Source organism: Dysgonomonas mossii (genome assembly GCF_004569505.1).
Lineage (GTDB): Bacteria > Bacteroidota > Bacteroidia > Bacteroidales > Dysgonomonadaceae > Dysgonomonas.
Genome location: NZ_SPPK01000004.1, coordinates 25,994 through 38,089, shown reverse-complemented (window position 1 = coordinate 38,089; position 12,096 = coordinate 25,994). Strand labels below are relative to the sequence as shown.

Sequence of the window (12,096 nt, the reverse complement as noted above, 5' to 3'; positions counted from 1 at the left end):
TAGTTATGAGGATATTGATAGTAGAAGACGAAACAGCAGCTTACGAAAGTTTGGCAGATATTCTGAAAGATATTGACCCCACTATAGAAGTAGTGGGAAATACTGAAAGTGTGAGACAAACTATTCAGTGGTTGAACACTAATTCTGAACCCGATTTGATCCTTATGGATATTCACTTGTCAGACGGTTCTTCATTTCTGATATTTGATAATGTTGAAGTAGATATTCCGATTATTTTCACAACAGCTTACGATGAATATGCGATAGAAGCCTTTAAACTCAATAGTGTGGATTATTTGTTAAAGCCCATCAAGTCCGAAGAATTAGAGCGTGCACTAAATAAGTTTAAGAAATGGACACGTACAGAGGTTGTTGAATACTTATCAAGATTGACACAATTAGTTCCGACAAAACGTTATAAAGAAAAGCTTCTGATCCCCATAAAGGATAAGCTACTACCCATTGATTTGCAAGATGTATCTTATTTCTACACAGCGAATAAAAACACGCTAGTGTGTATGAAAAATGGGTATACCTATCCTTACTCCACTACATTGGAACAGATCTTCTTATCCCTAAATCCAACGGATTTCTACCGTGCTAATAAACAATATATCATAGCCCGCGATAGCGTCAAAGATATAACCATTTGGTTTGACAATCGCTTGCTCATTACCCTCGATGCTGATGTTCCGGAACGTATTTATGTCAGCAAGAATAAAGCAGCCGATTTTAAAACATGGGTAGTAAGTGAATAAATAAGTTCATTCTACATATAAAAAAGGAATTCTTTTATCATTAGATAGAAGGATTTTTTTATTCGTATTCGCCTTTAGTATCTATTGTTTCGTGTTCCTCCGTTTTGTAATACTAGTAGCTTGTTTTTATTTGATCTTTATATCAGTAAAATAGATATTCAATTATAAATGCCATAATAAAAGATAGTATGAAAAATAGTGCATTGACAGTAATAGTCAGTCTTCTCGTCTTGTCGAGTTGTTACCAAAAAAGTAAAGAAAACGAAAATGGTTTATTAGTAATAAAAGAACAAGGTAGTTTTACAGTGGGCGGAAGTGTAATACAAAATGAGGGCACATACGATGCCGATAAATTTGACAATTTCAAACCTTACCCCGAAGGACAAACCTATCACGGCGACCATGCTTATGTCTTTTACCAGATACCAGATAATGCACGCTCATTACCTCTTGTTTTTCTTCATGGTGCAGGGCAATCTGCAAAAACATGGGAAACAACAGCAGACGGTAGAGAAGGGTTTCAAAATATATTCTTACGTAAACGATTCAGCACCTATCTGGTAGACCAACCTCGAAGAGGAAAAGCCGGGCGAAGCACTGTTGCATCCACAATTGAACCCATAGCCGATGAGCAGATGTGGTACGAGATATTCCGCATTGGGAAATGGCCTAATTATCACGAAGGAGTCCAATTTCCAAAAGATAAGCAAAGCCTTGAAAACTTCTTCCGTCAGATGACACCAAATACCGGGTCGTTTGATAATGAGGTTATAAGTAACAGTATGTCTGAACTATTTAATAAAATAGACTCCGGCATTCTTATAACACATTCGCAAGGAGGTTTACCGGGATGGATTACCGGGATAAAAAATCAAAAAGTGAAGGCTATTGTAGCTTATGAACCGGGTACTTATCCATTCCCCAAAGGAGAACTTCCTGAGCCGATAAATGGACGAACCGGAATATTGAATGGAGTCGAAGTCTCAATGGAGGACTTTATGAAACTCACTAAAATTCCTATTATAATGTATTTTGGTGACTATATTCCAGATGAAGTAACTCATGAATTGGGGGCTGAAAACTGGCGGACACGTCTGACTTTAGGACGACTCTTCGTCGAAGCAATCAATCGTCACGGTGGCGATGCTACTTTAATAGAATTACCTAAAATAGGGATAAAGGGCAATACTCATTTTCTGATGTCTGACCTGAATAATATTGAGATTTCTGATTTGCTTTCAGAATGGTTGAAAGAGAAAAAACTTGATTGAGAAAGAAGAAAATATAAACAAAAAAACATGAAAAATTTACTTTTAACTCTATTCCTGATGTTGATAATATTTCCAATGTCGGCATGTACTGGCGATGATGATAATCTTCAGACGGAAGAGGAACAAACGGAGACTGATCCGATAGATCCAAACTCTAAAATTCTCATTGCCTATTTCAGTTGGGGAGGAACTACGCAACAGATTGCCGAGAATATTTCAACACAGACAGGCGGAACTTTATTTAGAATAGAAACAGTAAATCCTTACCCCACCGAATACACACCATGTACTGTAGTGGCAAAGGAGGAAAGAGACAATGGCATTCACCCCGAATTGAAATCTGTTGTAGAAAATATGGCAGAATATGATATAATCTTTGTTGGTTGTCCTGTCTGGTGGCATACAGCACCAATGGCTATTTGGTCGTTTTTGGAAAGTGAAGGTTATGACTTTTCAGGAAAAACAATAATCCCATTTTGTACCTATCAGGCAACTTATAGAGATGAGACACTAGCTAAAATAGTTGAACTTACACCCAACTCAAAACATCGAAAGGGTTTTGGCACTACTGATAGAAATTCTGACGTAGCGCCTTGGTTAAAAGAAATTGGCATTATTAACTCACAAAAATAATCATATCATGAAAATAGGAATATTAAACAGCAGTATGAAAGTATCAGTTTTGATACTAGGTTTATTGATGATGAGTGTGCATTGTTTATACGCACAAACTGAGAAGTATGATGAGAGTACGAAACAGGAACTCATTAATTTGTCCAAGCAAAAATGGCAATGGATGGCAGAGCGTAATGTAGATTCTTTAGATGCTCTTTTCCATGAGAAAGCAGTTTTTGTTCATATGGGAGCAACAATGACAAAAGAACAAGAACTCAACACCATCAAAAGTGGAGGGATTCAATATAAGCATGCGGAAATTCAAGAAACATCAGTGCGTTTTATTGGTAACACCGCTATCGTTTTGGACAAAATTCGTTTAACAGCTATTGTTGGTGGCAATGAAGTTGTCAATCCATTTATGGTTACGGAAGTATATGTAAGAATAGAAGATCAGTGGAAATTAGGATCACTTTCGTTCACCAGATTAATGGGAAATTGAAAAAATATAAAATAGAATCAATATGAAAACAATAAAATTAAACAATGGCATTGAAATACCGGTTTTAGGTTTTGGAGTCTATCAGATAAAACCCGAAGAAACAGAAAATGCAGTATTAGAAGCATTACAAGTAGGTTATCGCTCCATTGACACAGCAGCAGCGTATGGTAATGAAGAAGCCGTAGGACGAGCTATCAAAAAGAGTGGTATTCCTCGCGAAGAATTATTTATTACGACAAAGCTTTGGATAAGCGATGCCGGATACGATAGTACTAAGATTGCTTTTACCAGATCTTTAGAGAAACTGAATCTTGATTACCTCGATCTTTATTTGATTCACCAACCCTATAATGATGTACATGGCGCATGGAGAGCAATGGAAGAGTTATATAAAGAAGGAGTAATCCGTGCCATTGGAGTTAGCAATTTTCAACCTGACAGACTGATGGATTTGATTATCCACAATGAGATTGTCCCTGCTGTTAATCAGGTAGAGACTCATGTATTCAATCAACAGCACGACAACCAATTATTCATGGTAGAAAATGGGGTGCAGATTGAATCGTGGGGCCCATTTGCTGAAGGTAGAAACAATATGTTCTCTAATGAATTGTTAACTGCCTTTGCAGAAAAATATAATAAATCAGTCGCTCAAATAGTCCTTCGTTGGCTAATTCAGAGAAATGTGATTGTTATTCCTAAGTCTGTTCGCAAAGACAGAATGATTGAAAATTTCAACATTTTTGATTTTGAATTAAGTGTGGATGATATGGAACAAATTAAAACGCTCGATACAGGCAAAAGTCTCTTTTTCGATCATCGCGATCCGGCAATGGTAAAATGGTTAGGCACAATGGATAGATAGAAATAAATCAGAGACAATGAAGAAGTATAATTTATGCGTAATGATAATCCTAGTATTATTGGGAATATCAGGTAATATAAATGCACAGGATAATATATTAGATCAAAAACAAGAAAAGATAGTTATCATATCAGCATTTGCAGCCAAAGGCAAATTAGATAAATTAAAAACGGAATTAAATGCAGGACTTGATGCCGGATTGACAGTCAATGAAGTCAAAGAAGTTTTGGTTCATATCTATGCATATAGCGGATTTCCGAGGAGCTTGCGAGGGTTGCAAACATTGATAACTGTTTTGGACGAACGCAAAGCCAAGGGTATTAACGATAATTGGGGACGTGAAACAACTCCCATAACAGATACCCGTGACAAGTATGAGCGGGGTAAAGAGATACTAACTGAACTTACAGGAGTGAAAGTAGAGGGAAGACCGCAAACGGGTTATGCTGCTTTTAGTCCCGAGATAGAGACATTCTTGAAAGAACATCTCTTTGCCGATATTTTTGAGCGGGATGTGTTGACCTACTCTCAGCGAGAAATGGTAACCGTTTCAGTGCTTATAAGTATTGGAGGTGTAGAACCCATGTTAAACTCTCATATGAATCTTTGCTTGAATGTAGGAATAACTCCTGATCAGTTACAGCAAGTGTTGAGTATAATAGAGAAGTATGTGTCGGAGGAAGATACAGGCTCGGCAAGACAAATATTAGCAGATATACTTAAAAATAGAAACCTGAATTAACAATCAAACTCTTATGAAAATAATAAAATCAATTTTAATAACAACCCTTATGACAGTAAGTATAATATCTTCAGCTCAAACTAATCCGAATAATCCATTTGGTTTGGTTTATGAAAATGCAATAACTGAAAACGTAAATGGAAAAGTAAATATTCATTCCATTAGTTACAAATTGAATGGAATTGATATTGCGGCTAATGTGTACACTCCTGCCAATTATAGCAGTACACAAAAATACCCAGCAATAGTGTTAGCTCACCCTAACGGTGGAGTAAAAGAACAAACCACAGGGTTGTATGCTCAACGTTTGGCTGAAGCTGGTTATATAACCATAGCGGCCGATGCTGCTTATCAGGGAGCTAGCGGTGGAGAACCTCGTAATGTAGACAAACCTGCAAACCGCATCGAAGATATTCATGGCATGGCTGACTATATCGGTCAATATCCGGGAGTTGACGTAAATCGCATCGGTATCTTAGGTATCTGTGGTGGCGGCGGATATACACTAAAAGCGGCACAGGGTGACAAACGTTTTAAGGCTGTTGCAACACTCAGTATGTTTAATTCAGGCGAAGTAAGACGCAATGGTTTTCAGAACTCTCAATTAGCTACAATTCAAGAACGATTACAACAAGCATCGGACGCTCGCGGTCAAGAAACCGCAGGTGGAGAAATCTTATATACAGGCACGACTAATCCCTCGGACGAAGAAATAGCTAAAATACCTACCGATTTATATAGAGAAGGATTCATTTACTATTACAGAACGAACGCTCATCCAAATTCGACTTTCAGATACACCATGAGTAGCCTCATCGACTTAATGACTTTTGATGCAAACACCAATATGGATCTGATAAACCAACCCCTATTGATGATTGCGGGAAGTAAAGCCGATACAAGATATATGACAGATGAAGTATTCAAGAATGCAGCAAATGCCAAAACTAAAGAACTGTTTTTAGTAGAGGGAGCTACCCATATACAGACGTATTGGAAGTCTGAATATGTGAATCAGATTGTAAATAAGTTAGTTGATTTCTTCGGTAATAATTTGAAATAAGAACAATAGTAATACAGAATAAAATGAAGACAAGAAAGTTAGGTAATAATTTAGAGGTGTCGGCAATCGGTCTTGGATGTATGGGTATGAGCTTTGCTTATGATCCGCTACCGGACAAGAATGAAATGATTTCGTTGATTCATTCTGCTTATGAGATGGGCGAGACATTCTTTGACACAGCAGAGATTTATGGACCATATACGAATGAAGAATTGGTTGGAGAGGCAATATCCTCCTTCCGGGAAAAAGTAGTATTGGCAACTAAATTCGGATTCAAGATTGTTGATGGTAAGCAAGCTGGAACCAATAGTCGTCCCGAGCAAATACGCAAAGTTGTAGAAGAATCTTTGAAAAGATTGAGAACTGATTATATCGATCTACTTTATCAACATCGTGTAGATCCCAATGTACCAATTGAAGATGTTGCAGGTACAGTAAAGGACTTGATAAAAGAGGGTAAAGTCAAACACTTTGGTCTATCAGAAGCAGGAGTAAATACAATACGCCGTGCCCATACAGAACAACCTGTTACTGCTGTTCAGAGCGAATATTCGTTATGGTGGAGACAACCGGAAGAAGAATTGATTCCTACACTAGAGGAATTGGGTATAGGTTTAGTTCCTTTTAGTCCTTTAGGAAAAGGATATCTGACAGGAACTTTAACAAGTAATTCAACTTTCGGTAAGAATGATTTTAGGAGTATACTTCCACGTTTCACACAAGAAGCTCTTACAACCAATCGAGCCATAGTCGATTTATTAGCAAAAATAGCACAAGAAAAAAATGCAACTCCTGCACAAATAGCTTTAGCATGGCTGTTGGCTCAGAAATCATGGATTGCTCCCATTCCGGGAACAACTAAATTGGACCGCTTGCAAGAAAATCTGAATAGTGTTGATATTGAATTAACATCAAAAGAATTGCAAGAAATTGATATGTTAAGCTCTAAAATCACTTTAACTAAAGATCGCTATCCTGAAGAGTTGGAGCGAACAACAGGTTTATAAATAGAATTTGCCATCTGATGATGGTGAAATAATACATCAAACAATTATGAAGAAAATACACATTGCGTTATTAACATTAGTCACAATACTGTTGAGTTCTTGTAGTGGTTCAGAATGCAAAAAACAGAGATCAGATAGCAAACAAGTAGAAAGAGGTCTAGTCTTTAAAAAAGGAGAAAAGCTCCCGAATACATCCTTTACAGGTAATGCATGGTTGTACTCTTTGATCGATTCTGATGATACTAATCAGAATTCAGTAGGAAGCGTCACCTTCGAACCTGGAAGTAGAACATTTTGGCACTCTCATCCAGCAGGACAAATAATATTGGCTATTGATGGTGTCGGCTATTATCAGGAGAAAGGAAAGCCAATAGAAATCATACATAAGGGGGATGCTGTTAAGTGTCCACATAATATTCCACATTGGCATGGTGCGAGTCCTGATGGCGAGTTTATTCAAGTAGCAATTACAGGACGAGAAAATGGCTCAACTGTTTGGTATGAAGCTGTTACAGACGAAGAATATAATAATTTCAAAGAATAAATACGCCTAAAAAAATATTGGTTATTTCATCCAGTCCTCGTAGGGGAGGTAATTCCGATTACTTGTGCAATCAGTTTATTCGTGGAGCAGAATAAGCAGGTCATGAAGTTGAAAAAGCTCATAGAACAGGAAGAAATATATGAGAACTAAATTTTTGTTATTAGTTATTATAGGTCTATTGTTTGCAAACAATTCAATAATTCTCGCTCAGATGGTAAATAGGAGCTAATTGTAAGAAGATCAAAACATAACAAGTTCGTCTATTTGCATCTTGTTACCTATCTTGATTTGGTAACTGAAGTCTGTCCAAGATTTGCTTAGATTCAAATTTTACAAACTTCCTAGATCTAAGTAAATTTGCTAGTTTCAAGTCTGTTACCTATTGAAGTGTTACGATTTGCGTATATGCCTTTTCTTGTGTTTTTTTCATGTCGCAAGACATCGGAATTATTCTTTCTGTCTGAAAATAAGCAAGTAACAAAGATATTTTTGTTGACAGGTAACGATTTTGAAGCCAGCTTGGTTCTTAGATATGCTTAATTTCCTCACTATACAAAGAGCGACTTATCTTTCGTAAAGATAGAAAATGCTTTATACTAATGTTTGTTTTTCTGTGTTTTTTTTCTAATTATCATTGAATAGTTGTTGAAACCTATAGATAAGAATTCTGTTGTATATGAATAAGCTTTTCTATACAATCATGATTTCTTCAATAGGTATTCTGCGTGTCTCTTTGGGCTTTCATAAGAATATATCCTTTCATATGATCCCTTATTATTCCGGAATTTTATTGTTTTCGGTGAGATTCAGGTTGAGAGTATTGCCAAAATGAACGAGCATACCAATGTTTATGCTAAAGTTACTAATAAAGCTATATAAGGAATATTTTAATAAGATATTGTAAAACAACAAATAAGTCGATTTATTTCCGTATCTTCACATATTGAGCAATCTGGTTTTTTATTGTATCTTTTCTTCACAATGATTTGCTCCGCCTCTGCTAGCGGATCTTCCCATCGTCAAAATCGATAACAAAATCAACTTTCTTGTTTATGGTATTAATCAGTTACGAGAATGTGTAATGCTTTTGTCGTGACACATTTTTGTAAATAAGATGAAATCATTTTTTATCGGGAACATGGAAGTTAAACTTCCGGTTATCCAAGGTGGAATGGGTGTCGGCGTATCTTTGTCCGGTTTAGCATCAGCGGTAGCCAATGAAGGAGGGATAGGAGTTATATCGTGTGCCGGTTTGGGACTTATCCATAAAGGTCACGGAAGTTTTATTAAGAGCAGTATCTGGGGGCTAAAAGAAGAGTTGCGTTTAGCCAGAGAAAAAACAACCGGCATAATAGGAGTCAATATAATGGTGGCTTTATCCAATTTTGCAGATATGGCGCGTACCGCCATTGAAGAAAAAGCGGATATCATATTTGCCGGAGCAGGACTACCGTTGGATCTACCATCTTATCGGACGGTGGATAGTAAAACCAAGTTAGTCCCGATCGTTTCTTCCGCCCGGGCCTCAAAAATAATCTGTGAGAAATGGTATAATAATTATGGTTACCTACCTGATGCAATAGTTGTAGAAGGCCCGAAAGCAGGAGGGCATTTAGGATTCAAAAAAGAGCAAATTGATGATAACCTGTATTCTCTGGAACAGATAATTCCCGAGGTTATAGAAACAGTCTCATTATATAAAGAAATAAAAACGATCTCGGTTATTGCCGCAGGAGGGATATCCTCAGGAGGAGATATGTACCGTTTTATAGAAATGGGGGCATCTGCTGTACAAATGGGAACAATATTTGTTGCTACAGACGAATGCGATGCTTCAGAAGCCTTCAAACAGGTTTATCTTACAGCTAAAGAAGACGACTTAATGATAATCAACAGCCCCGTAGGGATGCCCGGGCGTGCCATTAAAGGAGAGTTTCTCAAACGTGTTGCCGAAGGATTAGAAGTTCCTAAAAACTGTCCTGTACATTGTATAAAAACCTGCGATTATACTAAGAGTCCCTATTGTATAATGAAAGCATTATTTAATGCGGCTAAAGGCGATATGAAAAAAGGATATGCTTTTGCCGGAATAAATGCTCATCTGGCTCAGAGAATAAGTAGCGTTAAAGAAGTTGTGTGCAAATTGAAAGAAGAATTTGCTATAGCAGAAAAAGTAGCATTATCAGCAATAGTTCTACCTCATGGATGATAATTTGATAGAAGAAACCGTCAAAAGATACATCAGAGAATATGATCGTTATAAAAAGCTGTCCGATATAGTTTTTGATATATGCCAGATCATAGTCGAAAAGAATCTGACTGTCAGAGCTACTGTTCAACACAGAGCTAAAAGTCCGACAAGTCTGGCCGAGAAATTAAGGAAAAGCGGCAAATACCAAACTGTAAATAGTGTATTTGAAGGAATTAGTGACCTTGCTGGCGTTCGCATTATAACTTACCAGGAAACAGACAGGCCGAAAGTCGTAGAGGAGATTCGGCGAACTTTTATTGGCAAGGGTAATGATGAAATCAGAATTGAAGTTAAAGACATGAATGGCGATAATGGCAAATACTATAAAGCGACTCACTGTCAGGTAGCTTTACCTTCCGAATATCTGACAGACAATTTCAATTTAAAAAATACAACATGCGAAATTCAGGTTTGCAGCCTGTTGTCGCATGTATATAATGAAATTGAACATGACTTGCAATATAAGCCGCGAACAGGAAATTTATCAAAAGATGAAAAGCTTTTGATCGATCAGTTAGGTCTTATAACAAAATCGGGAGATATAACTATTCGACGGTTATTGGAAGCTACAAATGAAAGATTGAAACTTCAGGAAGGTGAGTTTGTCGATGTACATGATTTTGCCGTGAGGATGGGAGAACACCTGAATCTAGGGGAATTATTTGCGAATAATGCGGGACTGTTATATGATGAGTTTTTAAATTCAAAATTGGATTCTCCTGAAACAATTATCTCCGAGCTTCTTAATAAAGACGAAACTCTGATTGATGTTGCAAAATATGAATATGACAAACTGTCCCAATATATAGCAAGAAGAATGATAAATATAACAATAGATAAAACATCTTCAGACCTCTTGTTATTAGTTCTATTAAGAAAAAAGTTTACAACTATACTTGAAGATCATTCTGTTATCACTGAAAGTGATCGTTCATCCCGCTTATTGCGAATAGCTCAAATATATAAAGATATGGTTTCTGAAAAACAGATGAAATGATAGCTATTGAACAAGACTTTCGTATATGTAAAAATAAATAAGGCAAATCAAAACAAAAATGGCAACAAGACAAAGCTCTTCGATAAACAGGAAAGAGGGCGAGATAACCCGCTCTGAAAGGACTTCAGCCACCCAGCAGGCTGAATCTGTATTGAAAAATGTAAAGGAAAAAAATGGGTCTGTTATCCATGTCATAATTAGCGACAGGACAACAATCGAACTCCCGGCCCATTTGTCCCAGGAGGAAATAGATGCCCGAGTGGATAAATATATCAGATTGCATAAATCAAAAATATAAATCACAGAACAGCTATTCCTATATAAACAAAGATATTTTAGAAATAAACATGGTAACATTCAATTTGGAATGTGGTCCAAGAGGCATGATGAATGCTGTAAGGAGCCGTCTAATCAATAAGGATGTCCAATAATAATTAATAATAAAAAGAATGAACATTTACGTATCGAATCTAAACTTTAGCACAACAAGCGAGAGTTTACAGGAATTATTTACAGCCTATGGCGAAGTAGAATCTACTAAGATTATTACAGACAGAGAAACCGGAAAATCCCGTGGATTCGGCTTTGTTGAAATGCCTAATGATGCAGAAGGTCAAAAAGCTATTAATGAGTTAAATGATGCTGATTATGAAGGCAAGACGATCACTGCAACTATTGCTCGCCCTAAAACAGATAGAGCTAGCGGAGGTTACAACAACCGTGGTGGAAATGGTGGCTACAATGGAAATCGTTACTAATCAAACGAATTGATCTATAATATCAAACGGGTAAGTAATTATACTTACCCGTTTTCTGTACTTGTTTAGAATATAATTGAATGATATCTTCTAGATACTTCATCTTCAAACAGCCCTAAATAAATCAGTATATTACAGTCAAATAAACACTCCAATGAAGATATATGTCAAATATATGGTTAGTCGTCGTTGCATAATGATGGTGAAATCCAATCTTGAGGAAATTGGGATCAAATATTCCAGTGTTCGGTTGGGGGTAATAGAAACTATAGAGAAAATTTCAATTGACCAACAAGAGCAGCTTCGAACAATACTATTGAAATCGGGACTTAAATTGATGGATGATAAAAAGGCAATCCAAATAGAACAGATAAAAACTATAATTATAGAACTGATACATCACGCTAGAGAAGAACTAAAAGTCAATTTTTCTGATTATCTGAGCGAAAAATTAAATAATAACTACACTTATTTAGCCAATTTATTTTCGGAAGCAGAAGGTGTTACTATTGAACATTTTATTATTATACATAAAATAGAAAAGGTAAAAGAATTAATTCTTTATGATGAATTGAACCTTACCGAAATTTCCTACAAATTACATTATAGCAGTGTCGCTCACTTGTCCAATCAACTTAAAAAAGTGACAGGATTGACTCCTACTTTTTATAAAAACCTTAAGAATAAACGCCGGAATAATATAGAAAACTTGTAAAACCTCCT

14 protein-coding genes are annotated in these 12,096 nt (G+C 36.5%); all 14 read left to right on the top strand.

Annotated features, from left to right (window positions below; genetic code table 11):
• Positions 1 to 5: 5 nt before the first annotated feature.
• The 14 genes from E4T88_RS12295 to E4T88_RS12230 all read left to right on the top strand — a co-directional run bounded on the left by E4T88_RS12295 (position 6) and on the right by E4T88_RS12230 (position 12,088).
• The gene (locus E4T88_RS12295; RefSeq protein ID WP_135105849.1) at positions 6 to 758 is read left to right on the top strand and encodes a LytR/AlgR family response regulator transcription factor; all 753 of its coding nucleotides are present in this window, start codon (positions 6 to 8) and stop codon (positions 756 to 758) included.
• A 188-nt stretch (positions 759 to 946) separates the two neighbouring features.
• Positions 947 to 2,029, top strand: a complete 1,083-nt coding sequence (locus E4T88_RS12290) for an alpha/beta hydrolase (protein ID WP_135105847.1) — start codon at positions 947 to 949, stop codon at positions 2,027 to 2,029.
• A gap of 27 nt (positions 2,030 to 2,056) precedes the next feature.
• Positions 2,057 to 2,662 carry a flavodoxin gene (locus E4T88_RS12285; protein WP_135105845.1) on the top strand — a complete coding sequence of 202 codons (606 nt, stop codon included), beginning with the start codon at positions 2,057 to 2,059 and terminating at the stop codon, positions 2,660 to 2,662.
• 7 nt (positions 2,663 to 2,669) lie between these two features.
• Positions 2,670 to 3,146: a nuclear transport factor 2 family protein gene (locus E4T88_RS12280; protein WP_221411803.1), complete on the top strand. Its 477-nt coding sequence runs from the start codon at positions 2,670 to 2,672 to the stop codon at positions 3,144 to 3,146.
• Between the two features lie 22 nt (positions 3,147 to 3,168).
• Positions 3,169 to 4,011: an aldo/keto reductase gene (locus E4T88_RS12275; RefSeq protein WP_135105843.1), complete on the top strand. Its 843-nt coding sequence runs from the start codon at positions 3,169 to 3,171 to the stop codon at positions 4,009 to 4,011.
• 16 nt (positions 4,012 to 4,027) lie between these two features.
• Entirely contained in the window at positions 4,028 to 4,753 is a 726-nt protein-coding gene (locus E4T88_RS12270; protein WP_135105841.1) for a carboxymuconolactone decarboxylase family protein, read from the top strand.
• A 49-nt stretch (positions 4,754 to 4,802) separates the two neighbouring features.
• A complete protein-coding gene (locus tag E4T88_RS12265; RefSeq protein ID WP_228093908.1) occupies positions 4,803 to 5,816 on the top strand; it encodes an alpha/beta hydrolase in 1,014 nt (337 codons plus the stop codon).
• A 23-nt stretch (positions 5,817 to 5,839) separates the two neighbouring features.
• A complete protein-coding gene (locus E4T88_RS12260) occupies positions 5,840 to 6,823 on the top strand; it encodes an aldo/keto reductase (protein WP_135105837.1) in 984 nt (327 codons plus the stop codon).
• 46 nt (positions 6,824 to 6,869) lie between these two features.
• Positions 6,870 to 7,367 (top strand): cupin domain-containing protein, encoded by a 498-nt coding sequence (locus E4T88_RS12255; RefSeq protein ID WP_135105835.1) that lies wholly within the window; start codon positions 6,870 to 6,872, stop codon positions 7,365 to 7,367.
• Between the two features lie 1,114 nt (positions 7,368 to 8,481).
• Positions 8,482 to 9,576 (top strand): NAD(P)H-dependent flavin oxidoreductase, encoded by a 1,095-nt coding sequence (locus E4T88_RS12250; protein WP_135105833.1) that lies wholly within the window; start codon positions 8,482 to 8,484, stop codon positions 9,574 to 9,576.
• Positions 9,569 to 10,615: a GTP pyrophosphokinase gene (locus tag E4T88_RS12245; protein WP_135105831.1), complete on the top strand. Its 1,047-nt coding sequence runs from the start codon at positions 9,569 to 9,571 to the stop codon at positions 10,613 to 10,615. The genes E4T88_RS12250 and E4T88_RS12245 overlap by 8 nt, the downstream gene beginning before the upstream one ends.
• Before the next feature lie 58 nt (positions 10,616 to 10,673).
• Positions 10,674 to 10,913 carry a hypothetical protein gene (locus tag E4T88_RS12240; protein WP_135105829.1) on the top strand — a complete coding sequence of 80 codons (240 nt, stop codon included), beginning with the start codon at positions 10,674 to 10,676 and terminating at the stop codon, positions 10,911 to 10,913.
• A 151-nt stretch (positions 10,914 to 11,064) separates the two neighbouring features.
• The gene (gene rbp, locus E4T88_RS12235; protein WP_135105827.1) at positions 11,065 to 11,373 is read left to right on the top strand and encodes an RNA-binding regulator; all 309 of its coding nucleotides are present in this window, start codon (positions 11,065 to 11,067) and stop codon (positions 11,371 to 11,373) included.
• A 154-nt stretch (positions 11,374 to 11,527) separates the two neighbouring features.
• On the top strand, positions 11,528 to 12,088 hold the full coding sequence (locus E4T88_RS12230) for a helix-turn-helix domain-containing protein (RefSeq protein ID WP_135105824.1): 561 nt from the start codon (positions 11,528 to 11,530) through the stop codon (positions 12,086 to 12,088).
• The last annotated feature ends 8 nt before the right edge of the window (positions 12,089 to 12,096 follow it).